Origin of the sequence: Amycolatopsis sp. NBC_00348 (assembly GCF_036114655.1) — a bacterium.
Taxonomy (GTDB): Bacteria; Actinomycetota; Actinomycetes; order Mycobacteriales; family Pseudonocardiaceae; genus Amycolatopsis.
The window spans coordinates 7,835,537-7,860,639 of sequence record NZ_CP107994.1; the positions used below are offsets into that span (position 1 = coordinate 7,835,537).

At 70.5% G+C, this 25,103-nt stretch carries 27 protein-coding genes; 10 read left to right on the forward strand and 17 right to left on the reverse strand.

All coding sequences use genetic code 11. The features are described 5' to 3' along the window. Positions 1–4: 4 nt before the first annotated feature. Both OHS58_RS34510 and OHS58_RS34515 read right to left on the reverse strand, forming a co-directional pair. Positions 5–427: an organic hydroperoxide resistance protein gene (locus OHS58_RS34510; RefSeq protein ID WP_326956753.1), complete on the reverse strand. Its 423-nt coding sequence runs from the start codon at positions 425–427 to the stop codon at positions 5–7. Between the two features lie 135 nt (positions 428–562). Next, the gene (locus OHS58_RS34515; protein ID WP_328645264.1) at positions 563–1,135 is read right to left on the reverse strand and encodes an NADPH-dependent FMN reductase; all 573 of its coding nucleotides are present in this window, start codon (positions 1,133–1,135) and stop codon (positions 563–565) included. Positions 1,136–1,272: 137 nt separating this feature from the next. Here OHS58_RS34515 and OHS58_RS34520 point away from each other — a divergent pair, with 137 nt between their 5' ends. Further along, on the forward strand, positions 1,273–2,325 hold the full coding sequence (locus OHS58_RS34520; RefSeq protein WP_328645265.1) for an alpha/beta hydrolase: 1,053 nt from the start codon (positions 1,273–1,275) through the stop codon (positions 2,323–2,325). 114 nt (positions 2,326–2,439) lie between these two features. On the opposite strand, the gene OHS58_RS34525 is transcribed toward OHS58_RS34520, so the two are convergent. From OHS58_RS34525 to OHS58_RS34535, 3 genes are all read right to left on the reverse strand, one after another. Further along, positions 2,440–2,970 (reverse strand): hypothetical protein, encoded by a 531-nt coding sequence (locus OHS58_RS34525; RefSeq protein ID WP_247058910.1) that lies wholly within the window; start codon positions 2,968–2,970, stop codon positions 2,440–2,442. Between the two features lie 398 nt (positions 2,971–3,368). After that, positions 3,369–3,965 carry an acyl-CoA-like ligand-binding transcription factor gene (locus OHS58_RS34530; RefSeq protein WP_247058911.1) on the reverse strand — a complete coding sequence of 199 codons (597 nt, stop codon included), beginning with the start codon at positions 3,963–3,965 and terminating at the stop codon, positions 3,369–3,371. Further along, a complete protein-coding gene (locus tag OHS58_RS34535; protein WP_328645266.1) occupies positions 3,946–5,472 on the reverse strand; it encodes a DHA2 family efflux MFS transporter permease subunit in 1,527 nt (508 codons plus the stop codon). Before OHS58_RS34535 ends, OHS58_RS34530 begins: the two co-directional genes overlap by 20 nt. Before the next feature lie 175 nt (positions 5,473–5,647). Between OHS58_RS34535 and OHS58_RS34540 the strand changes: the two genes are divergently transcribed. Further along, positions 5,648–6,793, forward strand: a complete 1,146-nt coding sequence (locus OHS58_RS34540) for an MFS transporter (RefSeq protein ID WP_328649905.1) — start codon at positions 5,648–5,650, stop codon at positions 6,791–6,793. Between the two features lie 54 nt (positions 6,794–6,847). Here OHS58_RS34540 and OHS58_RS34545 read toward each other — a convergent pair whose 3' ends face one another. The 4 genes from OHS58_RS34545 to OHS58_RS34560 all read right to left on the reverse strand — a co-directional run bounded on the left by OHS58_RS34545 (position 6,848) and on the right by OHS58_RS34560 (position 10,846). Beyond that, complete coding sequence (locus OHS58_RS34545; RefSeq protein WP_326945022.1) at positions 6,848–7,228, reverse strand: hypothetical protein; 381 nt, start codon at positions 7,226–7,228, stop codon at positions 6,848–6,850. A 17-nt stretch (positions 7,229–7,245) separates the two neighbouring features. Next, a complete protein-coding gene (locus OHS58_RS34550; protein ID WP_326945023.1) occupies positions 7,246–8,436 on the reverse strand; it encodes an RtcB family protein in 1,191 nt (396 codons plus the stop codon). Positions 8,437–8,543: 107 nt separating this feature from the next. Beyond that, positions 8,544–9,581 (reverse strand): aspartate-semialdehyde dehydrogenase, encoded by a 1,038-nt coding sequence (locus OHS58_RS34555; RefSeq protein ID WP_326945024.1) that lies wholly within the window; start codon positions 9,579–9,581, stop codon positions 8,544–8,546. Beyond that, positions 9,581–10,846, reverse strand: a complete 1,266-nt coding sequence (locus tag OHS58_RS34560; protein WP_326945025.1) for an aspartate kinase — start codon at positions 10,844–10,846, stop codon at positions 9,581–9,583. The genes OHS58_RS34555 and OHS58_RS34560 overlap by 1 nt, the downstream gene beginning before the upstream one ends. Positions 10,847–11,129: 283 nt before the next feature. Between OHS58_RS34560 and OHS58_RS34565 the strand changes: the two genes are divergently transcribed. Together OHS58_RS34565 and OHS58_RS34570 are read left to right on the forward strand one after the other, a co-directional pair. Further along, the gene (locus tag OHS58_RS34565) at positions 11,130–11,720 is read left to right on the forward strand and encodes a nitroreductase family protein (RefSeq protein ID WP_328645267.1); all 591 of its coding nucleotides are present in this window, start codon (positions 11,130–11,132) and stop codon (positions 11,718–11,720) included. Between the two features lie 123 nt (positions 11,721–11,843). Then, positions 11,844–13,019 carry a Fic family protein gene (locus OHS58_RS34570; RefSeq protein ID WP_328645268.1) on the forward strand — a complete coding sequence of 392 codons (1,176 nt, stop codon included), beginning with the start codon at positions 11,844–11,846 and terminating at the stop codon, positions 13,017–13,019. A gap of 6 nt (positions 13,020–13,025) precedes the next feature. Here the strand turns inward: OHS58_RS34570 and OHS58_RS34575 are convergent, their stop codons facing one another. After that, on the reverse strand, positions 13,026–13,406 hold the full coding sequence (locus tag OHS58_RS34575; protein WP_328645269.1) for a hypothetical protein: 381 nt from the start codon (positions 13,404–13,406) through the stop codon (positions 13,026–13,028). Between the two features lie 239 nt (positions 13,407–13,645). Between OHS58_RS34575 and leuA the strand changes: the two genes are divergently transcribed. Further along, complete coding sequence (leuA, locus tag OHS58_RS34580; RefSeq protein WP_328645270.1) at positions 13,646–15,409, forward strand: 2-isopropylmalate synthase; 1,764 nt, start codon at positions 13,646–13,648, stop codon at positions 15,407–15,409. Then, entirely contained in the window at positions 15,406–16,380 is a 975-nt protein-coding gene (locus tag OHS58_RS34585) for a helix-turn-helix transcriptional regulator (protein WP_328645271.1), read from the forward strand. The genes leuA and OHS58_RS34585 overlap by 4 nt, the downstream gene beginning before the upstream one ends. A 328-nt stretch (positions 16,381–16,708) precedes the next feature. Here the strand turns inward: OHS58_RS34585 and OHS58_RS34590 are convergent, their stop codons facing one another. Beyond that, positions 16,709–17,635: an SDR family oxidoreductase gene (locus OHS58_RS34590; protein WP_328645272.1), complete on the reverse strand. Its 927-nt coding sequence runs from the start codon at positions 17,633–17,635 to the stop codon at positions 16,709–16,711. Between the two features lie 129 nt (positions 17,636–17,764). Here OHS58_RS34590 and OHS58_RS34595 point away from each other — a divergent pair, with 129 nt between their 5' ends. Further along, complete coding sequence (locus tag OHS58_RS34595) at positions 17,765–18,316, forward strand: DedA family protein (protein WP_326945032.1); 552 nt, start codon at positions 17,765–17,767, stop codon at positions 18,314–18,316. Here the strand turns inward: OHS58_RS34595 and OHS58_RS34600 are convergent. Continuing rightward, a complete protein-coding gene (locus OHS58_RS34600; protein WP_328645273.1) occupies positions 18,303–18,947 on the reverse strand; it encodes a peroxiredoxin-like family protein in 645 nt (214 codons plus the stop codon). The two genes, OHS58_RS34595 and OHS58_RS34600, sit on opposite strands and share 14 nt — an antisense overlap. A gap of 58 nt (positions 18,948–19,005) precedes the next feature. On the opposite strand from OHS58_RS34600, the gene OHS58_RS34605 reads away from it, so the two are divergent. Beyond that, the gene (locus tag OHS58_RS34605; RefSeq protein ID WP_328645274.1) at positions 19,006–19,614 is read left to right on the forward strand and encodes a TetR/AcrR family transcriptional regulator; all 609 of its coding nucleotides are present in this window, start codon (positions 19,006–19,008) and stop codon (positions 19,612–19,614) included. Between the two features lie 32 nt (positions 19,615–19,646). Here OHS58_RS34605 and OHS58_RS34610 read toward each other — a convergent pair whose 3' ends face one another. After that, a complete protein-coding gene (locus OHS58_RS34610; protein ID WP_326945035.1) occupies positions 19,647–20,555 on the reverse strand; it encodes a LysR family transcriptional regulator in 909 nt (302 codons plus the stop codon). A gap of 86 nt (positions 20,556–20,641) precedes the next feature. Between OHS58_RS34610 and OHS58_RS34615 the strand changes: the two genes are divergently transcribed. Further along, complete coding sequence (locus OHS58_RS34615) at positions 20,642–21,550, forward strand: EamA family transporter (protein ID WP_326945036.1); 909 nt, start codon at positions 20,642–20,644, stop codon at positions 21,548–21,550. Here the strand turns inward: OHS58_RS34615 and OHS58_RS34620 are convergent. The 4 genes from OHS58_RS34620 to OHS58_RS34635 all read right to left on the reverse strand — a co-directional run bounded on the left by OHS58_RS34620 (position 21,547) and on the right by OHS58_RS34635 (position 24,560). Then, complete coding sequence (locus OHS58_RS34620; RefSeq protein WP_326956741.1) at positions 21,547–22,197, reverse strand: DedA family protein; 651 nt, start codon at positions 22,195–22,197, stop codon at positions 21,547–21,549. The two genes, OHS58_RS34615 and OHS58_RS34620, sit on opposite strands and share 4 nt — an antisense overlap. Positions 22,198–22,306: 109 nt before the next feature. Then, positions 22,307–22,948, reverse strand: coding sequence for an SDR family oxidoreductase (locus tag OHS58_RS34625; RefSeq protein ID WP_328645275.1), 642 nt, complete (start codon positions 22,946–22,948; stop codon positions 22,307–22,309). Between the two features lie 80 nt (positions 22,949–23,028). Further along, positions 23,029–24,192 (reverse strand): RNA polymerase sigma factor, encoded by a 1,164-nt coding sequence (locus OHS58_RS34630; protein WP_328645276.1) that lies wholly within the window; start codon positions 24,190–24,192, stop codon positions 23,029–23,031. Next, positions 24,189–24,560, reverse strand: a complete 372-nt coding sequence (locus OHS58_RS34635; RefSeq protein ID WP_326945040.1) for a YciI family protein — start codon at positions 24,558–24,560, stop codon at positions 24,189–24,191. Before OHS58_RS34635 ends, OHS58_RS34630 begins: the two co-directional genes overlap by 4 nt. A gap of 84 nt (positions 24,561–24,644) precedes the next feature. Between OHS58_RS34635 and OHS58_RS34640 the strand changes: the two genes are divergently transcribed. Further along, positions 24,645–25,085, forward strand: coding sequence for a YybH family protein (locus OHS58_RS34640; protein ID WP_328645277.1), 441 nt, complete (start codon positions 24,645–24,647; stop codon positions 25,083–25,085). Positions 25,086–25,103: the final 18 nt, after the last annotated feature.

The window sequence follows — 25,103 nt, forward strand, 5'->3', positions numbered from 1 at the left end:
GGGATCAGACGGTCGCGGAGAGCGCGACCTCGATGTTCCCGCGGGTGGCGTTGGAGTAGGGGCAGACCTGGTGGGCCTGCTCGACCAGCTGGTCGGCTTGGGCCTGCTCGACACCCGGCAGCGACACCTTCAGCGCGACGCCGAGACCGAACCCGACGTCCTGCTTGAGCACGCTGACCTCGGCCGTGACGGTCGTGTCGTGCAGCGGCACCTTGGCCTGACGCGCGACCAGCTGCAGCGCGCTGTGGAAGCACGCCGAGTAGCCGGCGGCGAAGAGCTGTTCGGGGTTCGTCTTGTCCCCGCCCGGGCCACCCATCTCCTTCGGGATGGCCAACGACTCGTCGATGACGCCGTCGGACGAGGTGACCTCGCCGTTGCGGCCGTCTCCGCGCGCCGTCGCCACCGCGGTGTAGATCGCCTGACCCATGCTTCGCCTGCCTTCTTTCGGGAACGCTCCGCGTCGAGCGTCTCACTGGGTACAACATCCCGCACCCGCGGAACAGTGCCCCTACATGGCAGGCATCACGTGCTTCGGTTACCCGGCACCGGCCGGGCGAAACGCTCAGGAGTGGCGCGACACCGCGAACTCGGCGACCTGACGGCCGATCAGCCGCAGCGTGCGGGTGCTCTTCTCGTCGGACGCGCCACCGCCGTCGTCGAACTTGGTCTCGGCCGAGTTGATCGAACCGCCCAGCGGCGTGGCCCAGCCGCGCAGCGCGTGCGTGATCGTGCGCAGCTGCTCGAGCGTGGTGACCGCGGCCTGCCAGCCGTACGCGACGGCGGCGAGGCCGACAGCGCGGCCGTCGAGGTAGGGGCGGGCGTCGTCGCGGAGGTCCTCGACGTAGTCCAAGGCGTTCTTGACCAGGCCGGACAGCGCGCCGTGGTAGCCCGGCGAGACGACGATCAGCCCGTCGGCGTGGCGGACGGCGTCGACGAGCTGCAGCGCGCGTTCGTCGCGCGCCGGCTCGCCCGCGTCGTAGAAGGGCAGCACCAGGTCCGGGCCGGAGAGCAGCCGCGTCCGGACGCCGACTTCCGCCGCGGCGGCGAGCGCGATCTGCAGCGCGCGTTCGGACTGCGAGCCCTCGCGCAGAGAGCCGCCGATCCCGAGCACATTGACCGTCTTGGCTGAAGTCACGCTTTCCAGGCTAACCCCTCTACTTAAGTGGAGGACCAGACTTTGGGACGGAGGTCCAGGTCACAGCCGGTGTCCCACTGGACCAGCTACCTACTGACAAGTAACATCTGGGCGGCACCGATGCACAGGAGGCAACGATGGCGATCCCGCTCCCGGTCCGCGTCCAGGCCGCCGCGTCCCAGCTCGTGTTCTGGCTACCCGAGCCGGTCCGGCGGGCGGTGGCCGGGCGCCCGGTGCGCCTCGACGGCCAGGACCTCGCCCTCGACGCCCAGCTGCTGCTGCGGCTGCAGAAGCTCTCCGGCGCGGAGCTGGTCCAGGGCTCGGTCGACAGCTCCCGCGCCCTGCTCGACGTCGGCCGGCACCTGGTGAGCGGCAAGTCGATCGAGCCCGTCTCGGTGCGCGAACTCTCGGTGCCGACCCCGGACGGCGATCTCCCGGCGACGCTCTACACGCCGGTCGGGCTGCCGGAGAAGTCGCCGCTGCTGGTGTTCTTCCACGGCGGCGGCTGGGTGATCGGCACCCGCGCCAGCCACGACAACGCCGTCCGCTTCCTGGCCAAGCACGCCGGGGTGCGAGTGCTGTCGATCGAGTACCGGCTGGCCCCGGAGTTCCCGTTCCCGGCGGCCGCAGACGACGCGCTGGCCGCGTTCGACTTCGCGCACGCCAAGGCGGGCGATCTCGGCGCCGACCCGGCCCGCATCGCGGTCGGCGGCGACAGCGCGGGCGGCAACCTCGCCGCGGTGACGGCCCAGCAGGCCGTCAAGCGCGGCGGCCCGGCGCCGGCGTTCCAGCTGCTGATCTACCCGGCCACCGACTTCGCCCAGCGCTACCGCTCGCAGGACCTGTTCGCCGAGAACCTGTTCCTGACCGACGTGCACATGAAGTGGTTCGAGGGCCACTACGTGCCGGAGGGCAGTGACCTGACCGACCCGCGCCTCTCCCCGCTGCGCGCGGACGACCTGAGCGGCCTCCCGCCGACCCTGGTCGTGACGGCGGGCTTCGACCCGCTGCGCGACGAAGGTGAGGCGTACGCGAAGAAACTCGCCGACGCCGGGGTCGAGGTGGCGTTGCGCCGCCACGAGGACCTGATCCACGGGTTCATCAACTTCACGGGCGTGGGCACGAGGTTCCGCGAAGCCCTCGCCGAGACGGCGGGTGCGTTGCGCCAGGGTCTGTCCATTCACGACTGACGCGGGACCGGATCCGTCCACTGAGGACTGATCGGCGCCCCGGGAAACGACCCGGAGCCCGGCGCGGAGGAATGTCCGCCGCCGGGCTCCGGGTCCCCCTGTTCCTCCGATGGCTCAGCCCGCGGGCAGTGGCGGCACCGGCAGCGGCAACGGCGGCACCGGGAGCCCGCCGAGCAGGCCGCCGAGAATGCCCGTTACCGCGCCCAGCAGCGCCTTCACCAGGTCACTGACGATCTTCAGCGGTCCCGGCAGGTCCGGCAGCGAAGGGATCGGCAGCGGCAACGGCGGCAGCTGGCGCGCCTTGGCCGTCGGGTCGGTCAGCAGCCGGACGGACTCGTCCGCGCGGCCCTTGGCCAGCCCGGCGAGCTGCTGGGTGTCGGTCTGGATCGTGTAGCGCTTCCCGGCGGCGATGTCCGACATCACCGGGCTCATCTGCCCCAGGTCGGACCGGGTCGCGCCGACGTTGCCCGCGTAAGCCACCTTGGTCAGGTCGTCACGCATCTGCAGCACCTGCGCGGCGAGGGCCTGGGTGCTGGAGGAACCCTTGCCCCCGTCCGGGCTCGCCGAAGCGATACCCGCCGTCGCGACCGCCAGCAGACTGCCGGCGGCTACCAGGGCGATGGACCGCCCGAACTTGCCTTTCATACCTTTTACCTCCTGGCCTCGGGAGACCTGACGGGTTAAAGCGATACCCGCCGTATCGGAGATAAGCCACCCTCTCACCGGTTGGTGACGTTTTCCTACCCTTACGTGCCGGATGCGGAAACGGTGAACTCGCCCGCAATTGATTAACGCCGAAACCTTGCCAATACCCCTGAAGATCATCCGAGACGATCCCGTTCGCCACCACGGGTCACGGCCGTCCACTATGGAACAGTTCGGCCACTCATCCGGGTGTAACTGGTGATCAATTGGCTTCATCACTCCGTGGGACCGCGTGTCGCAACTGCTCCAGAAGGGCGGCCCGCGCGTTCGCACCGCCACCCACAAGGTGCGCCGAAAAACGGCGTTCCCCGTGGTGGGAGCACGAAATGGAAAACGCTTCAGAGCGGGAGGCCCGCCTCCAGGTGCGCGAAGGCCTCGTCGAGCGAGTTCAGGAGCAGGTCCGGGTCGCCGCCGGCGGTGTAGAACGCCGCGAGCACGACGCCGACCACGGCGCCCGCCCAGTTGCGCACCTCGAAGTCGGTCGCGGACCGGCCGGCGCGGCGGGCCGCGAGGTCGGCGAGCAGGTCGATGCCGGCGCCGTACTGCTCCAGCATCGGGGCGCGCAGCTCCGGCTCGTTGAACACCAGCAGCTGCCGCTCGCGCTCGTCCTGCCAGGCGTCCTCCGGCAGCGCCTCGTAGACGTCGCGCAACGTCGCCCGCAGCGCGCCGATCAAGCTCAGCTCGGGCGGCTGGGCCAGCGCGGCCTCGACCATCATCGGGTCGAGGGCGTCGTAGAGGACCGTCGCCTCCTTCGTCGGGAAGTACCGGAAGAAGGTGCTCGGCGAGATCTCCGCCGCGGCCGCGATCTGGTCGACCGTCGTGGCCGTGTAGCCCTGCTCCCGGAACAGCCGCAACGCGTGCCGCTGGATCGCGGCCCGCGTCTTGGCCTTCTTGCGCTCTCGCAACCCCGTGGGCTCAGCCGGCGACGACGTCATGCTCCGATTCTCGCGGCTCGGTCCCGGCGGCCGCGCGGCCGGGCAGGAACAGCGCCGCCAGCAGCGCACCGGCCACGCCGAGCCCGGCGCAGACCCACAGCGTCGCGGCCATGCCGTCGGCGAACGCCGCCCGCGCGGAATCGGCCAGCGCGGGCAGGTGCAGCTTCGCCGCGACGGCGACCGCGGCGGACGCGCTCCCGCGGGCCGCGTCGGCCACCGGCGCGGGCAGCCCCTCGACGGCGACGCCGTCGCGGTAAACGCCGTTGAGGACCGTACCGAGCACCGCGACGCCGATGGTGCCGCCGACCTGGCGCAGCACCTGGATCAACGCCGAACCCGCGCCCGAGCGGCCCTCGGTCAGCGCGCCCATCGCCATCGACATCAGCGGCGGCAGGGTGCACCCGGTGCCGAGGCCGATGACGCTCTCCCAGCCGAGGGTCAGGCCGTACCCGGCCGCGGCCGGCGCCGTCGCACCCCAACCCAGACCCGCCGCCAGCAGCACGAACCCGCCGGTGACGACCACGCGGACGCCGGACGCGGCGACCAGCCGCTCGGCGATCTTCGCCGAGACCAGCATCCCGCCGATCAGCGGCAGCAGCCGCACCCCGGTCTGCAGCGCGTCGGCGCCCTGCACCGCCTGGAACAGCTGCGGCAGCACGAACAGCAGGCCCATCAACGCGAACGACGCGACGGTCGCGAGCACCGCGCCCCAGACGAACCGCGGCTCCCGGAACAGCGCGAGGTCGGCGAGCGGCGCGGCCACCCGCGTCTGCTCCCGGACGAACACCGCGAGCAGGACGGCGCCGAGCCCGAGCAGCCCGTACGTCACCGGGTCGGCCCAGCCGTGCTCGCCCGCGTGGACGAAGCCGTAGGTGAGCGCGACGAGCCCGGCCGCCGACAGCGCGATGCCCGGGTAGTCGATCCCGCCACGGCCGGAGCCGCGGGTGAGCGGCACCAGCAGCAGCACCGCGACCAGGCCGACAACCGTCAGCGGGACGTTGATCAGGAACACCGAGCCCCAGGCGAAGTGGTCGAGCAGCCAGCCGCCGAGCAGCGGGCCGAGCGGGATGCCGACGAACGTCGCCAGCACCCACGTCGTCAGCGCCTTCGCCCGTTCCTCCGGCGGGAACAGGATGTTCAGCAGCGAGAGCGACAGCGGGATCAGGAACGCGGCGCCGACGCCGAGCAGGACGCGGGCGGCGATCAGCTCGCCGGGCGAACCCGCGTAGGCACACCACAGCGACGCCAGCCCGAACACCGCGAGCGCACCGAGCAGCAGCCTCTTCGGCCCGAACCGGTCGCCGAGCAGGCCCGCCGGCAGCAGCAGCGCGGCCAGCGCCAGCGTGTAGGCGTTGCCGAACCACTGCAGCTGCGTGGTCGTGGCGCCGAGGTCGACGGCCAGGGTCGGCACGGCGACGTTCAGCACGGTCAGGTCCAGGCCGACGGTCAGCAGGCTCACCGCGAGCGCCCCGAGCGCCCACCACCTGCGTGGGTACAGCTGATTCATAGTGACCCCCATTTGGTAGTTACTACCAAATGAGAGTAGCTGTCATGTTGTCCGGGCGCCAGGTCCGAGAAATAAGTTGCACGCGCGTACCACCTTGGGTTCTCATCGAGGCGTGCCTCTGCAGCCCTACCGCCGGGTGCTCTCCGTCCCCCGCGTCCCCTCGACGATGGCCATGATGTTCCTGGCCCGGCTGCCGATGACCATGAACGGCGTCCTGCTGACGCTGTACGTCGTCACCGGGCTCGGCCGCGGCTACGGCGCCGCCGGGCTGGTCGGCGCCGGCGTCACGCTCGGGATGGCCCTCGGGGCGCCGCTGCTCGGCCGCGCCTTCGACAAGTACGGGCTGCGCCCGATCGTCGCCGTCTGCGGCACCGGCACCACGGCGTTCTGGATCCTCGCGCCGCACCTGCCGTTCGAAGCGCTCGCCGCGGTCGCCGTCCCGGCCGGGATGCTCTCGGTCCCCGCGGGCTCGCTGGCCCGGCAGGTGCTGGCCACGCTCGTCCCGGTCGAGGAGCGCCGGGCGGCGTACTCGCTCGACACCATCTCGATCGAGGCGACCTTCATGATCGGCCCCGCGGCCGGGATCGCGGCGATCACCGCGTTCTCACCGACGTGGACGCTCAGCGCGCTCGGCGTGCTCTTCGGCGGCACGGCGTTCCTGATCTGGCTGGTGAACCCGCCGATCCGCGACGCCGCCGACCTGGGGGTGGCCACCGCCCGGCCGCCGCTGCGCAGCTGGCTGACCGGCAGGCTGGTGGGCACGCTGATGGTCGCCGCGGGCGCGTTGTTCGTGCTCGTCGGCACCGAGCTGGCGACACTCGCGACCCTGCGCGCGCACGGCGACATCGGCGTGACCGGGCTGGTGATCGCGGTGATGTGCGCCGCGTCGATCACCGGCGGCATCGTGCACGGGTCGGTGAAGCGGTCGCTGCCCCAGGGCGTGCTGATGCTGCTGCTCGCGCTGCTGGTGGTGCCCGTGGGGCTCGCCGAACAGCCGTGGTGGCTGCTGACGCTCGTGCTGATCCCGACGAACCTGCTCTGCGCGCCGACGCTGGCCGCGACCACCGAGACGGTCAGCCGGCTCGCGCCGCCGCGGGTGCGCGGCGAGGCGATGGGGCTGATGGACGGGTTCACCCGGCTCGGCCTCGCGGCGGGCAGCCCGGTGGTCGGCTTCGCGATCGACCACTCGAGCCCGGCCTGGGGCTTCGCCGCGGCCGGCATCGGCGGGCTGGTGATCGCGTCAGCGGGCCTGGTCGGCCTACGCCGGCCCCGCAGGCCCGAACCGGCGCCGGTGCCCGCGCTCGCCGAGACCCCCTGCTAGCCGCCGTCGTAAGTGGTAATGCGGGTTCTAACCCGCATTACCACTCACGACCGGTCAGCTGCAGGCGGTGCGCAGCGCGTCGAGCTTGCCGACGTTGCGCTTGGCCCACCGGGCCACGACACCGGCGTCCTCGATGTGTTCCTTCTGCACCTCGACGTAGGAGTCGGCCATGCCGAGGAGCGCGTTCTTGACGTCCTGGTCACCGACGTTCCCGGCCAGCGCGCGCAGCCGCTGCGCCTTGTCCGCGGCCCGCTCCTTGAGCCGCTGCGGGTCGACGAGCGGATTCAGGTCCGCCAGCCCGAGCGCCTCGGCGCAGGCGCCGACCTTGTCCGCGGTCTTGCTGCCCTGGTCGACCGCGTCGCTGACCTGATCGCACCCGCTCAGCAGCAGCGCGGCCCCGGCCAGCAACGCGGCCGTCCTCCCCCAACTGGTCATATCACCCAAGGTACCGCTCAGCCCTTGACGCAGACCACCTGCTTGAGGTGGGCGACGACCTCGACCAGGTCGGTCTGGGCCCTGATGACCGAGTCGATGTCCTTGTACGCCGCCGGGATCTCGTCGACGACGCCCGAGTCCTTGCGGCATTCGACACCCGCCGTCTGCGCCGCCAGGTCGTCCGCGGTGTAGAGCTTCTTCGCCTTGGTCCGCGACATCCGGCGGCCGGCGCCGTGCGACGCCGACTGGAACGACGACTCGTTGCCGAGCCCGCGGACGATGTACGAACCGGTCCCCATGCTGCCCGGGATGATCCCCAGGTCACCCGAGCCGGCGCGGATCGCGCCCTTGCGGGTGACGAGCAGCTCGACGCCGTCGTAGGTCTCTTCGGCGACGTAGTTGTGGTGGCACGAGATCGCGTCGTCGAAGGTCGTGCCCGGCACGACGTCCGCCAGCGCCAGCTTCACCAGCGCGACCATCGTGGCGCGGTTGCGCGCCGCGTAGTCCTGCGCCCAGAACAGGTCGCGCCGGTAGGCCTGCATCTCCGGGGTGCCCGCGACGAACACCGCGAGGTCCCGGTCGGGCAGGTCGGCGTTGTGCGGCAGCTTCCGCGCGACGGCCATGTGCCGCTCCGCGAGCTCCTTGCCGATGTTGCGCGAACCCGAGTGCAGCATCAGCCAGACGCGGCCTTCTTCGGCGCCATCCTGCTCGAGGCAGACCTCGATGAAGTGGTTCCCGCCGCCGAGGCTCCCGATCTGCCGCGCGGCCCGGTCGTGCAGCTCCTGGACGCCGGTGTGCAGCTCGCCGAAGCCCTTCCAGAACGCGTCCCAGCCACCGACACCGTGCACCTTCGCCGGGTTCACGGGCGTCTTGTGCAGCCCGAACCCGACCGGCACGGTGTTCTCGATGCGCCGGCGCAGCTTCCCGAGGTCGTCGGGCAGGTCGGCCGCGGTCAACGACGTCCGCACCGCGCTCATCCCGCACCCGATGTCCACACCGACCGCGGCGGGCGAAACGGCGTCGCGCATGGCGATGACACTGCCGACGGTCGCCCCCTTGCCGTAGTGCACATCGGGCATCACGGCGACCCCGTGCACCCACGGCAGGTTCGCGACGTTGTGCAGCTGCCGCATGGCCTGCTCTTCGACGGACGCGGGATCAGCCCACATCCGAATCGGCACGCGGGCACCGTCGACAGCCGTGTACATGATTTCCTCCCCTGGAAATGGTTTCGCGGTGCCCAGGATCTCCCGGGCACCGCGAAACCACCAAGCGAGTTTTCAGTGAACACAGTCAGTTGTCGTCCACTGTGGACCTACTGCTGCGCGATCAGCTCCGCGATCTGCACCGCGTTCAGCGCCGCGCCCTTGCGCAGGTTGTCGTTCGCGATGAACAACGCGAGCCCGCGGCCGCCCCCGACGCCCTGGTCGACGCGGATGCGGCCGACGTAGCTCGGGTCGTTGCCCGCCGCCTGCAGCGGGGTCGGGATGTCGGACAGCTCGACGCCCGGCGCGTGGGCCAGCAGCTGCGTCGCGCGCTCGACCGTCAGCGGCTGCGCGAACTCCGCGTTGACCGAGATCGAGTGCCCCGAGAACACCGGGACCCGCACGCAGGTGCAGGACACGCCCAGCCCCGGGATGCTCAGGATCTTGCGGCTCTCGTTGCGGAACTTCTTCTCCTCGTCCGTCTCGAGCTCACCGTCGTCCACAATGGACCCCGCCATCGGCAGGACGTTGAACGCGATCGGGCGGACGTACTTGTTCGGCGCGGGGAACGCGATCGCCGCGCCGTCGTGCGTCAGCAGCGCCGCGTGCTCCGCTCCCGCGCGAACCTGACCGGCCAGCTCGTCGACGCCGGCCAGCCCGCTGCCGGACACCGCCTGGTAGGTCGACGCGACCAGCCGGACCAGGCCGGCCTCGTCGTGCAGCGGCTTGAGGACCGGCATCGCGGCCATGGTCGTGCAGTTGGGGTTCGCGATGATCCCCTTCCGCGCTTCCTTGATGGCCTCCGGGTTGACCTCGCTGACGACCAGCGGCACGTCCGGGTCCATCCGGAACGCCGAGGAGTTGTCGATCACCGTGACGCCGGCGTCGGCGAACCGCGGCGCCTGCGCCTTCGACGTCGAGCCGCCCGCGGAGAACAGCGCGATGTCCAACCCGGACGGGTCCGCCGTGGACGCGTCTTCGATCGTGATTTCGCTGTCGCGCCAAGGGAGTTTCGACCCCGCCGAGCGCGCCGAAGCGAAGTACCGGAGCTCGGCGATCGGGAACTCCCGCTCCGCCAGCAGCTTGCGCATCACCGCGCCGACCTGGCCGGTCGCGCCGACCACCCCGACCCGCAGCCCGTCCGCCATCAGCGACCACTCCCCGCGTAGACCACGGCTTCTTCGTCGCCACCGAGCTCGAACGCGGCGTGGATCGCGCGCACGGCGTCGTCGAGCTGGGCGTCCCGGATCAGCACCGAGATGCGGATCTCCGAGGTGTTGATGATCTCGATGTTGACGCCGGAGGAGGCCAGCGCCTCGCAGAACGTCGCCGTGACACCCGGGTGCGACCGCATCCCGGCGCCGACCAGCGAGACCTTGCCGACGTGGTCGTCGTAGAGCACGGACTCGAAGCCGATCTCGGCCTTGACCTTCTCCAGCTCCTTGACGGCCTTGGCGCCGTTGGCCTTCGACAGCGTGAAGGTGATGTCGGTGCGGCCGGAGACGGTGCTCGACACGTTCTGCAGCACCATGTCGATGTCGATCTCGGCGTCGGCGATCACGCGGAAGATCCGGGCCGCGGCACCGGCGTGGTCCGGTACCCCGGTGACCGTGATCTTGGCTTCGGAGCGGTCGTGCGCGACACCGGTGATCAGCGCTTGTTCCACGGGGATCTCCTCGATAGAACCGGTCACCGTGGTGCCCGGCTTGTCACTGTAGGAAGAACGGACTCGGATCGGGACGCCGTAGCGGCGCGCGTACTCGACCGACCGCAGGTGCAGGATCTTCGACCCGCTGGCGGCCAGCTCCAGCATCTCCTCGTAGGGGATGACGTCGAGCTTCTTCGCGTCCGGCACGATGCGCGGGTCCGCCGAGTACACACCGTCCACATCGGAGTAGATCTCGCAGACGTCGGCGTTCAGCGCGGCGGCCAGCGCGACGGCGGTGGTGTCCGAACCGCCGCGGCCCAGCGTGGTGATGTCCTTGGTGTCCTGCGCGACGCCCTGGAACCCCGCCACCAGCGCGACGTAGCCCTGCTCGAGGGCTTCGGTGACCCGGCTCGGGGTGACGTCGATGATGCGCGCGTTGCCGTGCACGGACGTCGTGACGACGCCGGCCTGCGAACCGGTGAACGACCACGCCTCGGCCCCCTGGGCCGCGATGGCCATGGCGACCAGCGAGTTCGAGATGCGCTCACCCGCGGTGAGCAGCATGTCCATCTCCCGCTCCGGCGGCGCCGGGTTGACCTGCTGCGCCAGGTCGAGCAGCTCGTCGGTGGTGTCACCCATCGCCGAGCAGACCACGACGACGTCGTTGCCGGCCTTCTTGGTGGCGACGATCCGCTCCGCGACGCGCTTGATCCGGTCGGCACTTTCCAGCGACGATCCGCCGTACTTCTGGACCACGAGGGCCACGCCCGAACCTCCTCGACGGGCCGGGTCTGCTCCCTGGTGGGCACCGGAGAGCCCCCGCGTCCCATAGTTGAGAAGGAGCCTACCGGGGGTTCAGCGGCCTGCCACACCATCGAGTGGCGCCGGCCACCGGTCCGGGGCAGCGCGGAAGTAAATCTTCCGTAACACCAAGGAAATGCGCGGAGCCCTTCCTTCCGAGTGATGCAGCGCACTCCTCGGTACCTCCATCCATGCCCCCGCCACCACCCTCAGCGGAGGCGCTTCGCGCCGCTGTAGCTTTTCGATCGTGCGCAAACCAGCTGTGACGAGCATCCCGATCGCCTCCCTGATGGCCGAGCGCTGGAGCCCGCGGGCCTACGACGCGTCTGCCGTCGTCACCCCGGACCAGCTGCGGGCCCTCCTGGAGGCGGCCCGCTGGGCACCGTCGTTCGGCAACACCCAGCCGGCGCGGTACCTGGTGGGCGTCCGCGGCACGCCGGCGTTCGACGCGATCCTGGCGACGCTCAACTCGGGCAACCAGGCGTGGGCCCGGCGGGCGAGCCTCCTGCTGATCGGCGTCATGGTGACGACGAACGCGAAGGGCGAGGTCCCCTACGCGGAGTACGGGCTCGGGCTGGCTTCGGAGAACCTCGTGCTGCAGGCGGTGGAGCTGGGGCTGATCGCCCACCAGATGGCGGGCTTCTCGGCGGAGGCGGTCCAGTCGACGTTCTCACTGCCCGCGGACGCGGTCCCGAAGGTGGCGATCGCGGTCGGTTCGCCGGCGCACCCGGACGTCCTGGAGGAGGACTGGCGAATCGAGCGCGAGCGGGCGGACCGGGTCCGGATCCCGCTGGAGGAGTTCGCGTTCACCGAAAAGTGGGGCAACCCGGCGCTCTAGGCGCCGCTCTGGCAGCCACCAGATTTCAAGACTTGAGCCCGAACCTTGAAATTCAAGGCCGAGACTGCAAGAACCCTTAGATGTCGCCGCCAGAACGAAAGCTTCATGCGCTAAACTTTAAAAGTGCAGGTAGAGACGTTCAGCAAGTCACCCGTCGGCCGGCTGGAGCCGATCAGCGGCGTGGACGGCCGGACCAAACAGGCCTACAACCACTTCGCCTTCGTACCCGCTCCGCTCCCGACTGTAGTCGACCTGTCGCCCGGCACCTACAAGTTCATCAGCGAGGCCGATCGCGCGCTGGGCGTACTGGACGCCCTGACCGACCGGCTACCCAACCCCGACCTTCTGGTGCGACCGTCACTGACCCGGGAAGCCGTCAGCACCTCTGCGCTCGAAGGAACCTTCGCCCCTTACGCCGATGTATTGGAGGCTCAATACACCGAAAGTCACCAGCCGACGGCAGAGGTCCAGGAGGTGCAGAACTACGTCCAAGCGGCTTTCGCCGGCCTCGACCTCATCAAGAAGCTGCCGATCTGCCTGCAAGTGGTGTCGAGGCTTCAACAGATACTGGTGACGGGAACACGCGGCGACGCCTACGACGCCGGCCGGCTCCGAGAGCGACTCGTCTGCATCGGAGACCGCGGCAGAGGAATCGAACAGTCCAGGTTCGTCCCACCACCCAATGGCGACGTGCTGCGCGACGGCGTCAGCGACTGGGAAAAGTGGATAAACGCCGACCAGGAGATGCCGGTACTGGTGAAAGTGGCGCTTGGTCACTACCAGTTCGAAACACTGCATCCGTTCAGCGACGGAAACGGCCGGATCGGCCGGCTGATCATCACCTTGCAGCTCATCGAAGAGCACGTGTTGAAGCACCCCGTGCTGAACCTGTCCCCCTGGCTGGAACCCCGGCGTGACGACTACATCGACCACCTGCTCACCGTGAGCAGGACGGGGAACTTCGACCCGTGGGTTCGATTCTTCGCCGAAGCCGTGAAAGCACGCGCCCTGGCGGCCACGGAAACCATCCGGAGCCTGATGGCGTTCTCCCAGGAAGTCATCGAAACGATGAAGGACGCGGGCGCGCGCGGCAGCGTCCACGACCTGGCGGTGAACATCATCGGATACCCGATGATGACCATTCCGAAGGTGCAGGCCGACCTCGGCGTGTCCTATCCGACCGCCGCCAGCGCGATCAGGAAGCTGGAGGAAGCCGGTTTCCTCCGCGAGGTCACCGGGGGGAACTACGGGCGCCGGTACATCTGCGACCGGGTGTACGACGAACTCGCCGAGAGCTAGGCCGGCTCAGGAAGAGCCGCCCACCCGGCGGATCACCTTCGCCAGGATTCCCGAGACCACGAGCCAGAAGATCGCCGCGATGCCGAAGTTCACCAGGACCCGCAGCTTGGCGTCGGTGGGTGTGAACAGGTCGCTGAAGCCCAGCGCCAAGCCGTCCGCCCAGGAGTGGACGAACGAGACGATGCCGTTGTCCGGGTTGGCCGAGCCGACCGTGAAGATCACGTGGATCACCAGGATCGCGGCGAAGACCAAGCCCACCCAGCGCACGATCGACGCCACCGCGTTGGCCACCTTGCCCCCGGCGCGACGCCAGTCGACCGGTGCCCGGCGGGCGACGCGCGTCTCCGTGTCCTCCGAAGACGCCGACGACTCTGCGTGTTCAGCCATGCCCGCAGTTTCGCACGGCACTGGGCCGATTGCTACCCGCTGGTAACTCGGATGGCGGATGAGAAGTAACGGTTGGATCGCGACCTCACTTCCCCCCGGCCGCGCTCGATGGTTATGGTGGGTACGTGGCGCGTGCTCTCCTGCTTCGCTGCCGCGACGGGGCCTGACCGGACCGGCTCCCCGTCGCGGGGCTTCGTGGTGCCGGTCGTCCGCACCCGTTTTTCAGGAGAACCCTTTCCATGAGTTCGCGCATCCGCAAACCCTCTCGCACCGCGCCCGCTGATCAGCCCGCCTGGAACACCCAGCGCGGCACGTCCATGCCGGTGCACCGCTACCGCCCCTGGTACGACCTGATCGAGAACATCGACGTCCCCGACCGCACCTGGCCGGACAAGCGCGTCGACCGCGCGCCGCTGTGGTGCGCCGTCGACCTGCGGGACGGCAACCAGGCCCTGATCGACCCGATGTCGCCCGCGCGCAAGCGCAAGTTCTTCGACCTGCTCGTACGCATGGGCTACAAGGAGATCGAGGTCGGCTTCCCGGCCGCGTCGCAGACCGACTTCGACTTCGTCCGCGAGATCATCGAAGAGGGCGCCATCCCGGACGACGTCAGCATCCAGGTGCTGACCCAGTGCCGCCACGAGCTGATCGAGCGGACGTTCCAGGCCCTCGAAGGCGCGCCGCGCGCGATCGTCCACATCTACAACTCGACGTCGATCCTGCAGCGCCGCGTGGTCTTCCGCGAGGAGCGCGAAGGCATCAAGAAGATCGCGACGCAGGCCGCGGAACTGGTCGTCGAGCTGGCCGCGAAGCAGCCGGACACCGACTTCCGCTTCCAGTACTCGCCGGAGTCCTACACCGGCACCGAGCTGTCGTACGCGCTCGAGGTCTGCAACGCCGTCACCGAGATCTGGCAGCCGACGCCGGAGAAGCCGGTGATCCTGAACCTGCCGGCGACCGTCGAGATGGCCACGCCGAACGTCTACGCCGACTCGATCGAGTGGATGAGCCGGAACCTGGCCCGTCGCGACTCGGTGATCCTGTCGCTGCACCCGCACAACGACCGCGGCACCGGCATCGCCGCCGCCGAGCTGGGCTACCAGGCCGGCGCGGACCGGATCGAGGGCTGCCTGTTCGGCAACGGCGAGCGCACCGGCAACGTCGACCTGGTCGCGCTGGGCATGAACCTCTACAGCCAGGGCATCGACCCGCAGATCGACTTCTCGGACATGGACGAGATCAAGCGGACGGTCGAGTACTGCAACCAGCTGCCGGTGCCCGAGCGCTCGCCGTGGGGCGGCGACCTGGTGTTCACCGCGTTTTCGGGCTCGCACCAGGACGCGATCAACAAGGGTCTCGACGCGCTGAAGGACGCTGCCGGCAAGCAGGGCGTGCCGGTCGACGAGTACCCGTGGGAGGTCCCGTACCTGCCGATCGACCCGAAGGACGTCGGCCGCACGTACGAGGCCGTGATCCGGGTGAACTCGCAGTCCGGCAAGGGCGGCGTCGCCTACATCATGAAGGCCGAGCACCAGCTCGACCTGCCGCGGCGCCTGCAGATCGAGTTCTCGAAGGTCATCCAGCGCTACACCGACACCGAGGGCGGCGAGGTCGACCCGACCACGATGTACAACGCCTTCTCGGCCGAGTACCTGGAGCTGAAGACGCCGCTGGAGCTGGTGCGCCAGCACGTCCGCGACAACGGTGACGGCGAGTACGACATCACCGCGACGGTGCGCGTGGAAGGCGACGAGCACGAGGTCACCGGCCGCGGCAACGGGCCGATCGCGGCGTTCTTCGACGCGCTCTCGACGGTGGGCTTCGACCTGCGCCTGCTGGACTACTCCGAGCACACGCTCTCGCCGGGCGACGACGCGCGCGCCGCGTCGTACATCGAGTGCGCGATCTCGGACCGGGTGTTCTGGGGCATCGGGATCGACCCGTCGATCGTCACGGCGTCGCTGCGCGCCGTCGTCTCGGCGGTGAACCGCGCCAACCGGTGAAGGCCGAGCGGCTGGTCGCGCTGCTGTTCACGCTGCAACGGCGGCGCAGCGCGACCGCCGCTGAACTCGCCGAGGAGCTGGGCGTCTCCGAACGCACCATGCACCGCGACCTGACGGCGTTGCGCGACGCCGGCGTTCCACTGTGGACAGAGCCGGGCCGGCACGGCGGCTTCCGCCTGGTCGACGGCTGGCGCGCGGGCCTGGACGGCTTGACCGCGCGGGAAGCCGTCGCGCTGTTCGCCCTCGGCGTGCCGGAGGCGCTGGCCGGGCTCGGCCTCGACACCGCGGGCAGCGCGGCGCGGGCCAAGGTGTCGGCGGGGATGCCGCCGGAGCTGCACGAGCAGGCCGCGCTCGTCGCGGGCCGCTTCCACCTGGACGCGCCGGGCTGGTTCGGCGCCGCGGACTCCTCACCCGAACTGGCGACGGTGGCCCGCGCGGTCTGGGCGCAACGGCGGATCGCGATCAGCTACCGGCGCCGCGACAAGGTGGCCGATCGGGTGCTCGAACCGCTGGGTCTCGTGCTCAAGGCGGGCGTCTGGTACCTGGTCGCCGGCGTGCCGGACGACGACGCGCGCCGCACGTACCGCGTGTCCCGGATCTTGACGGCCGCCGAGCTGGAAGCACACTTCGAGCGGCCACCGGATTTCGACCTGGCGGGCTGGTGGCGCGCGGCATCGGCGACGTTCGAGCAGGTAGACCGCCCATTGCGGGTGACGGCCCGACTGAACCGAACGGCGGTACGCGGCTTGCGACGCGTGTTCGGCGCCGAAGACCTGGCACACACGGTGATATCGCTGGCCGAACCGACAGCCGACGGCTGGGCCGAAGCCGAACTGGCCCTGGAAAGCACCGAGATCGGCCTCGGCCAGCTGATCGCACTGAGCCCCGGCGTGGAAGTCGTGACGCCGCCGGAGATCCGGGCCGCGCTCGCGGCGATCGGCACCGAGGTCGCAGCCCGCAACAGCGGGTAGTCCACAGGCCCCGGCGGTTGTGGACAACTGGCTGCCCCGACGGGCTTGCGGCCGGTTTCGGCGGGGGCCACCGATAGACTGGACAAGGGCACGCCCCCCTGAGGTGGGTGGGGGCTGCCATCGCGAGGCTGTGGCGGCGGGGCTGCGAACAGCGGGAGCTGCGGTCAGCGAGGACTGCAGGCACCGCTCTCAGCGGGAGCCCCGCCAGCAGGGCCTGCGATTGGCGGGACCACGCTCAGCTGGACTACCGCTCAGCCGGGCCGTGCTCAGCCGCACCACCGCGCAGCCAGGCCGCGATCAGCCGCACCACCGCACAGCCGGGTCGCGATCACCTGTAGCCCGTTGTATCCGCCTCCTTGCCCGCGTCGACCACCTCGACCATGTAGCGCCACGCGTCCGGGCGGCTGCCGTCGATGTCGTCGACTTCGTACTCCCGCGCCAGCTGGCCGCTGCTCACCGTCTGCCCGGACCACCGGTGCCGCTTCGGGTCCGCGGCCAGGGCCGCCACTGTGCGGCCGCAGAAGGTCGGGGACTCCGAGATCGCGAAGTGCGGGGTCTTCTCCAGCGCGTCGCGCCAGTTCTCCTCCGTGACGCCGTAGATGTCCAGCATCGCCTCCGAGCGCAGGTAGCCCGGTGTGAACGCGACCGCCGTGCACGCGTGCGCCGACAGCTCCGCCGCTTCACCCTTTGCCAGCAGGTGCGCCGACGCCTTCGCGACGTAGAACGGTAGCGACGTGCCCTCGCGGTAGTTCGCGTTGTACTCCGCGGTGCCGTCGGTCATCTCGACGACCAGGCCGCCCGGGCGGCGGATCAGCAGCGGCAGCAGGTGGTGGCCGGTGATCAGGTGCGCGTCGATGCCGAGGCGGATCATGCGCAGGCCGGCGTCGAGGTCGTGCTCCCAGACCGGCTTGCCCCAGCCCAGGTGCTGGTCGCCGCCCCAGATGCCGTCGACCAGGATGTCGAGGCCGCCGTGCGCCGCGTCGACCCGCTTCGCCAGCGCTGCGACCTCCGCCGGCTCCAGGTGGTCGACGCGGACGGCCTCGGCCTGGCCGCCCGCCTTCTCGATCAGCTCGACGGTCTCTTCGATGGTCTCCGGACGGTCCACTTCGGACTTCGTGGTGCCGCTGCTGCGGCCGGTCACGTAGACGAAGGCGCCCGCGCGGCCCAGCTCGACCGCGATCGCCCGGCTCGCGCCGCGGGTGCCGCCGGCGACCAGCGCGACCTTTCCGGACAGAGTGTTCGATTCGGTGCTCATGACCTCACGATCACCCCGAACCATGACAACTCCTGACATGGTTCACCCAATCTGTGGAAGAGCTGTCGGCTTCCTGTGAGTCCCCCTTGATCGGGATTCATCCGGGCCGCGCGGGCGGTTAATGGAGGTGTGGACGCGACTACGGCAGGACTGCTGGTGCTGTTCGTCGTCTCGCTGGTGCCGCTGCTGCCCACCGAGGTGACACTCCTCGGCATGGGCATCGCGGCGGCGCAGGGCGGGACGTCGCTGGCGCTGGTGATCGCCGTGGCCACGGCCGGGTGCCTGGCCTCCGACCAGGCGCTCTACGCCCTCGGCCGGTTCGGTGGCCGGGCGGCGCTGGACCGGTTGAGCCGGCGGAAGAAGATCGCCGCCGGCATCGGCTGGCTCGACGGCCGCCTGCAGCGCCACCCGCGGCCGGTGCTGGTGGTGGCCCGCTGGCTGCCGTCGGGCGGGACGGTCGGCGCCCTCCTCGCCGGCTCCCTCCGGTGGCCCATGGCGGAGTTCTTCACCGCGTCGGCCGTCGGCGTCACGCTCTGGACGTCCTACGTCGCCTTCCTCGGCTACGCGGGCGGCCAGATCATCACCGAACCCGGGATCAGCATGCTGCTCTCCCTCGGCGTCGCCTTGGTCCTGGGTTCGGTGATCACCTACAGCGTGAAGCGCGGAGCTAGAGCGATTTGACGGCCTCGATGATCGCCGCGGGCTCCGTGCGCGTCGTGTAATCCGGGTGGACGTCGACGTACCGGATCGTGCGGTCCCGATCCACGACGACGACCGCCGGGTACGCCAGCTCCCATTCGCCGGTGCCGTTGACCTGGCCCAGGTCCGTGCCGATCGAACTCATCGCAGCCCGCACGGCGTCCGACACCCGGAACGTCAGCCCGAGCTGCCGCGAGACGACGTGTCCGACATCCGACAGCACCGCGAAGTCGAGTTCGTTCTTCTCCCGCGTGGACAGCGAGCCGTCCGCGGTCTGCGGGCTGATCGCGGCCAGCGTCGCGCCGATCTTCGCCAGCTCGGGGACGACTTCCTGCTGGTACGTGCGCAGCGTCAGGTTGCAGAACGGGCACCACTCGCCGCGGTAGAACACGAGCACCGCGGGCCCGTCGGCGACGAGCTGCCCCAGGCTGACGGGTTCGCCGTTCGCGCCCGGCAGTGTGAAGTCCTCGATCGTGACCCCGGCTTCGGCGAACTTCGTCTCGTCGGCCGCGCGGGCCATGTCGGCCTCGAAGACCGTGAACACCTCCGGCGGCAACGCGCTCCGGCCGTAGTCCTTGACGCCGTCCAGCCCGCTCTTCAGGTCGTTCCCCACTTGGGTCCCCGTTCGTTGTACTGATCGGTACAGTGAGACTGACTGTACTGTTCAGTACATGGAGACGCAAGCAGCGGCCACGACCGCGCGTGGCCAGCGGACCCGCGACGCGATCGTCGACGCGGCGGCGGAGCTGATGTACGTCCACGGCGTCGCGGGCACGAGCGTCGACAAGGTGCTCGCCGCGAGCGGGGCCGGGAAATCGCAGATGTACCACTACTTCAAGAACAAGGATCAGCTGGTCGAGGCCGTGATCGACCGCTATCTGACGGAGATCCTCGGCAACCAGCCCGCGATCTTCACGCTGGCGTCGTGGGCCGACTTCGACACGTGGACCGAGCAGCTCCTCGACGTCCAGCGCCGCGCCGCGGCGCCGATCCCGTGCCCGCTCGGCAACCTCGCCGGCGAACTCGGCGACGACCCGAAGGTGCGGCCGCTGCTCGACCAGGCCTACCGGACCTGGGAGTCCCACCTGACGCGCGGCCTCGAACGGCTACGGGACCAGGGCGAACTCGCGGCCGGCGCCGACCCGGCGCGGCTGGCCCAGGCCGCGATGGCGTGCGTGCAGGGCGGCCTGCTGCTGGCCCACATCCGCGGCGACCTGACGGCGCTGGAAGACGCGCTGCACATCGCCGTCGCCCACCTCCGCGCCCACCGCACGTCGTGAGTGTTTAGGGCGGTTAGAACCGCCCTAAACACTCACGAGCCGGTGAGCTGGGCGACCTCCGCGCGCAGCTCTTCGATCACCTGGGCCACGGCCGGACGCTGCAGCGCGCCGGTGCGGCAGACCGCTTCCACCAGGCGGGCGGCGCGGATCCCGGCCAGCGGCCGGCCGATCAGGCCGCTGCCGCGGCGGGTGTCCATCGTGTACCGCGGCAGCAGCGCGATGCCGTGCCCGGCCGCGACCAGCCGCTCGGTGATCCGGAAGTCGTTGATCCGCTGCACCACCACCGGCCGGACGCCGGTGCGGACGGTCAGCGAGCGCAGCACGTCGTCCACCGGGAAGCCGAAGTCGACGCTGATCCAGCGTTCGTCGGCCAGCTCCGGCAGCTCGACGCGGCGCCGGTTCGCCAGCCGGTGCCCGGCCGGGAGCGCGACGTCGAGGGGTTCGCGCAGCAGCGGGACGACGTCGAGGCGGCCGGCGTCGAACTCCGGCGCGTGCTCGTCGCGGTGCGCCACGACGACGTCGTAGTCCGCGACCAGGCCCGGCACCTCCGGTGGCGTCATGTCGACGTCCCGGACGTCGATCTCCAGGCCCTCGTACCCGGCGACGCGGGTGAGCAGGCCCGGCAGCAGCATCAGCCCGGCCGACTGGAAGATCGCGACGCGCACGCGGCCACGCGGCGCGCTGCGGTAGGTGTCCAGTTCGGACTCGGCACGCTCCAGCGCGGCCAGCACCTCGTCGGCCCGGGCGACCAGCGCGCGGCCGGCGTCGGTCAGCCGCAGGCCGCGGCCCGCCGGCTCGGTGAGCGGCAGGCCGACTTCGCCCTGCAGCGCACGCAGTTGCTGCGACACCGCGGACGGCGTGCAGTGCAGCGCGCGAGCGGCGGCCGTCACGCTCCCGCGGTCGGCGAACTCCCGCAGCGTGCGCAGGCGACCCAGATCCACGGCGTCAGCGTACGTGAAGCACGGCTACACGATTCCTGCAGATATTCTCGCTGGTCCTTCACGGTCGGTCTTGTCAGAGTGGAGGCATGCCCACCCGTGACCGTCTGCTGGCCATGTTCGTCGCCGTCCTGTGGGGCCTCAACTTCCTGGCCATCCACGCCACGCTCGGGCAGTTCCCGCCGGTGTTCGCGGGCGCGCTGCGGTTCGCCGTGATCGCCGTGCCGACGATCCTGTTCGTGCCGTGGCCGAAGGTGAAGGTGCGGCACCTGCTCGGTTACGGGCTCGGCTTCGGCACCGGGCAGTTCGCGTTCCTGTTCATCGCGATGGACACCGGGATGCCGACCGGGCTCGCGTCGCTGGTGCTGCAGGCGTCGGCGCCGTTCACGGTGCTGCTCGGCGCCGTCTTCCTGCGGGAACGCGTCACCGCGCGGCAGCTGGCCGGGATCCTGCTGGCCGTCGCGGGGATGACGGCGATCGCGTGGCAGCAGTCCGGGCACGCGGCGCTGCTGCCGATGGTGCTCACCGTGCTGGCCGCGCTGAGCTGGGCGTTCGGCAACCTGAGCACGCGGCGGGCCGAGCCGGACAACCCGCTGCACTTCACGCTGTGGATGTCCGTGGTCCCGCCGCTGCCGATGTTCGCGTTGTCGCTGGTCATGGAGGGTCCGGCGGCGCAGTGGCACGCGCTGACGACGCTGGGCACGCCGACCGGGCTGACCGCGCTCGGCGGGCTGGCCTACGTCGTGCTGTTCGGCACGATCGTCGGCTCCGGCATCTGGACGACGCTGATGCGCCGCAACCCGGCCGGCGTCGTCTCGCCGTTTTCGCTGCTGGTGCCGGTGGTCGGGCTGACGGCGTCGTTCCTGCTGCTGGGCGAGCGGCCGAGCGGCCTGGAGATCGCCGCCGCCGTGGTCGTGATCGGCGGCGTTCTCCTCGGCTCGCTCAAGTCCGCGCGCAAGCCCGATCCCGAGCTGCTGCCGGAGGAAGTGCCGGTCTAGGAAGCCGCTTCCTGCTTCTCCTGCGGCGTCTCTTCTTCACCCTCGTGCTTCTGGCCGAGACGCTTCTTCATGACGAAGAAGACGACGACGCCGATGATGATCGCGGCGACCAGGCCGTACTTGGAGAAGTTGCCGAGCCACTTCTCGGCGACGACGCCGAGGTAGTAGACGAGCGCGGTGGTACCGCCCGCCCAGACGATGCCGCCGAGCGCGTTGGCGATCAGGAACTTCGGGTAGTGCATCTTCAGCGACCCGGCGAGCGGGCCGGCGAGGATCCGCAGGAACGCGATGAACCGGCCGAGGAACACGGCCCACATGCCGCGTTTGTTGAAGATGCGTTCCGCGTTGGCGATGTGCGTCGGCCCGAAATGCTTCGGGAATTTCCGGCCCGCCCAGGCGAACAGCCGTTGCCCGCCGGTCTTCCCGATCAGGTAACCGATGCTGTCGCCGACGATGGCGCCGGCGCTGGCCAGCGCGCCGATCCAGAGCGGGTTCAGGTTGCTGTGCTGCGACGCCAGCAACGCGGCGCTGACCAGCACGATCTCGCCGGGCAGCGGAATGCCGAGGCTCTCGATCATGATCACCGCGGCGACGATCAGGTACACCGAGATCGGCGGGATCGCCTCCAGCCATTGATCGATGTGCACTGCGGGTACCCCCTGGAAATCGGTCGTCTGTCACCGCAGGGTACCGGGGCCGGTCCGCACCGGGAGCCCCACTCAGGTATCCCTCCGTGTACGACTTAAGTCGCGTTTTTCACCCCAACGCGGCAAGGGCCGGCCCGACCGGGAAGTCGCCGGAAACGACGTCGAACCCGCGGTTTTCGGTGAGTGGCTCCCCGAGCACCCCGACGACCACGGCGGCGACGTCCAGCCGCGTCACCCGCCCGGGTTCGAGGTGCCCGGCGACCTTGACGCGCCCGGTGGCGGGGCCGTCGGTGAGCGTGCCGGGCCGGACGATGGTCCAGGTCAGCGCGGACTTCTGCAGCGCGAGGTCGGACAGCTGCTTGGCGAGCAGGATCGACCGCACGAGCCGGTCGCCCTGGTCCGGGGAGTCGGCGAACTGCGCGGAGACCTGGATGTACCGCGCGACGCCGGCCTTCTCGGCGGCGTGGATGGCCGTGACGGAGCCGTCCCGGTCCACGAGGTTCACCGACGCGGGTTCCGGATCCGGCGCCCCGATGGCCGCGATGACGACGTCCGAGCCGAGGAAGGCTTCGACGAGGTCCTCGGGATCCGCCGTGACGTCGGCGACCACGGGTTCGACGTCGAGGTCTCGGAGGACTTCGGCCCGCTGGCGGCTGCGAAGCCCGGCCCGGACGGCGTGTCCCTTGGCCGCGAGAAGCCGTGCGATGTGGAACCCGGTTCGCCCCGACGCGCCCAGCACGGTGACCTGCATGCGGTCGATCCTCCCGCAAGAACGGCGGCCGCGCTCGTCCTTCCCCAGGTTGTCCACAGGTGTGCCCCCATGTGGACAACTCACGCCAGCCGGGACGCCCGTGACTGCAGGTAGGCCTGCTCCGGCAGGCTCAACGTCCGCCGCGACGCCGTCAGGTACGCCTCTCGCGCCCCGACGACGTCCCCCGCCAGCTCCAGCAGGTGCGCCCGGACCGCGTCCACCCGGTGGTGGGCCTCCAGATCGGCGCCGGCCAGCTCGGCCAAGCCCGCTTCCGGCCCGTGGACCTGGGCGAACGCCACGACGCGGTTGAGCGTGACCATCGGGCCCGGCGCGACCACGCGCAGCAGGTCGTAGAGGGTGAGGATCTCGGCCCAGTCGGTGTCCGCGGCCGTCGGGGCCTCGGCGTGGACGGCCGCGATCGCCGCCTGGAGCTGGTATGGGCCGACCGGCGACGTCGCCAACGCGGTCGTGATCAGCGAGACGCCCTCGGCGATGAGCTCCGCGTTCCAGTGGGACCGGTCCTGCGCCGCGAGCGGGACGAGCGCGCCGGTCGCGTCGACCCGGGCCGGGCGGCGGGCTTCGGTCAGGAGCATCAAGGCCAGCAGGCCCGTGACCTCGCCGCCGGCCGGCAGCTGGCGGGTCAGGCGGATCGCTTCGGTCGTCAGCTCGACGCGGTTCAGGGCGTCACCCGAGCTGGCCGTGTGGCCCTCGGTGAAGATCAGGTACAGGACCTGCAGCACCGCGGCCAGGCGGCCGGGGTCCGGCGACGGCGTGAAGCGCTCGCCGCGCAGCTTCTGCTTCGCGCGGCTGATGCGCTGGCCGATCGTCGCCTCCGGGACGAGGAACGCGCGCGCGATCTCCGCGGTCGTCAGGCCGCCGACCGCCCGGAGCGTCAGCGCGACCTGGGACGGCCGGGTCAGCGACGGGTGGCAGCAGAGCAGCAGGAGCGTCAGCGTGTCGTCGACGCCGGCGACCGGCTCCGGATCGGGCGGCTCGGCCAGCGCGACCGTCTCCTCGCGCCGCTGCCGCGCGGTCTCGCTGCGCCACTGCTCGATCCGGCGCCGGGACGCCGTCGTGATCAGCCACCCCTTCGGGTGATCGGGCACCCCGTCGACGGGCCACTGCAGCGACGCCGCCAGCAGCGCCTCCTGGACGGCGTCCTCGCAGGTGTCGAAGCCGCCGTACCGCCGGACGAGCGCGGCGAGGACCTGCGGCGCGAGCTCGCGGAGCAGGCCTTCGATCACAGCTCGGTCCCGTGCAGCCCCATCACCGGCCGCACCTCCACCACCCCGAACGCCGCCTCCGGGATCCGCCCGGCGATCTCGAGGGCGCGCTCTTCGCTTTCGCAGTCGAGCAGGTAGAAGCCGGCGAGGAACTCCTTGGCCTCCGCGAAGGGCCCGTCAGTGGTCAGCGGCCCGCTGTCGCCGACGCTGACCTGCTTGGTGAGTTCGGGAAAGGCGAGCCGCTCGGAGACGAGCCGCTCACCGGACGCGTCGAGATCGTCGTTGAGCTGCTGGTAGTAGGCCAGCCCGGCGGCCCGCTGCTCAGCGCTCATCCCCTCCCACGCCCGGCGGGACTCGGGGTTGCCGTAGATCAGGACCACGTATTTCACGAGCGCCTCCGCAGCTGTGTCGAAATCCGCCCGGCGGCGCCTACGTCCCCATCGGAAGCGCCACCGACACCCCAGGAGAATGTCATGACCGAGCACGACGAGACCCGGATTCGCGAGCTGCTGGCGGTGCGCACGGACGCGATGACCAGCCGTGACGCCGAAACGCTGGCTTCGCAGTACACGCCGGACGTCATCGCCTTCACCCTCGCGCCGCCCCTCGCCCACCGCGGCGCGGACGTCATCGACGTCGAGGCCCGCAAGGCGTGGTTCGACGGCTTCGAGGGCCCGATCGAGTACGAGGTCCGCGACCTGGAGATCACGGTGGGCGGCGACATCGCTTACTGCCACTCGCTGACCCGCCTCTCGACGACACCGAAGGGCGCGCCGGCGGGCTTCGAGCTGTGGTTCCGCTCGACGCTCTGCTTCCGCAAGGGCGGCGGGGAATGGCGGATCACGCACGTCCACGACTCGACGCCGTTCTACATGGACGCCACGATGAGCGCGGCACTGGACCTGAAGCCCTGATCCGCCGAAGCCCGCCCC

Bases quoted from the DNA above. Each gene is read 5' to 3' on its own strand.
- OHS58_RS34510 (WP_326956753.1), bottom strand. From the start codon at position 427: ATGGGTCAGGCGATCTACACCGCGGTGGCGACGGCGCGCGGAGACGGC.
- OHS58_RS34520 (WP_328645265.1), top strand. From the start codon at position 1,273: ATGGCGATCCCGCTCCCGGTCCGCGTCCAGGCCGCCGCGTCCCAGCTC.
- OHS58_RS34525 (WP_247058910.1), bottom strand. From the start codon at position 2,970: ATGAAAGGCAAGTTCGGGCGGTCCATCGCCCTGGTAGCCGCCGGCAGT.
- OHS58_RS34530 (WP_247058911.1), bottom strand. From the start codon at position 3,965: ATGACGTCGTCGCCGGCTGAGCCCACGGGGTTGCGAGAGCGCAAGAAG.
- OHS58_RS34535 (WP_328645266.1), bottom strand. From the start codon at position 5,472: ATGAATCAGCTGTACCCACGCAGGTGGTGGGCGCTCGGGGCGCTCGCG.
- OHS58_RS34540 (WP_328649905.1), top strand. From the start codon at position 5,648: ATGTTCCTGGCCCGGCTGCCGATGACCATGAACGGCGTCCTGCTGACG.
- OHS58_RS34545 (WP_326945022.1), bottom strand. From the start codon at position 7,228: ATGACCAGTTGGGGGAGGACGGCCGCGTTGCTGGCCGGGGCCGCGCTG.
- OHS58_RS34550 (WP_326945023.1), bottom strand. From the start codon at position 8,436: ATGTACACGGCTGTCGACGGTGCCCGCGTGCCGATTCGGATGTGGGCT.
- OHS58_RS34555 (WP_326945024.1), bottom strand. From the start codon at position 9,581: ATGGCGGACGGGCTGCGGGTCGGGGTGGTCGGCGCGACCGGCCAGGTC.
- OHS58_RS34575 (WP_328645269.1), bottom strand. From the start codon at position 13,406: ATGGCTGAACACGCAGAGTCGTCGGCGTCTTCGGAGGACACGGAGACG.
- leuA (WP_328645270.1), top strand. From the start codon at position 13,646: ATGAGTTCGCGCATCCGCAAACCCTCTCGCACCGCGCCCGCTGATCAG.
- OHS58_RS34590 (WP_328645272.1), bottom strand. From the start codon at position 17,635: ATGAGCACCGAATCGAACACTCTGTCCGGAAAGGTCGCGCTGGTCGCC.
- OHS58_RS34605 (WP_328645274.1), top strand. From the start codon at position 19,006: ATGGAGACGCAAGCAGCGGCCACGACCGCGCGTGGCCAGCGGACCCGC.
- OHS58_RS34615 (WP_326945036.1), top strand. From the start codon at position 20,642: ATGCCCACCCGTGACCGTCTGCTGGCCATGTTCGTCGCCGTCCTGTGG.
- OHS58_RS34625 (WP_328645275.1), bottom strand. From the start codon at position 22,948: ATGCAGGTCACCGTGCTGGGCGCGTCGGGGCGAACCGGGTTCCACATC.
- OHS58_RS34640 (WP_328645277.1), top strand. From the start codon at position 24,645: ATGACCGAGCACGACGAGACCCGGATTCGCGAGCTGCTGGCGGTGCGC.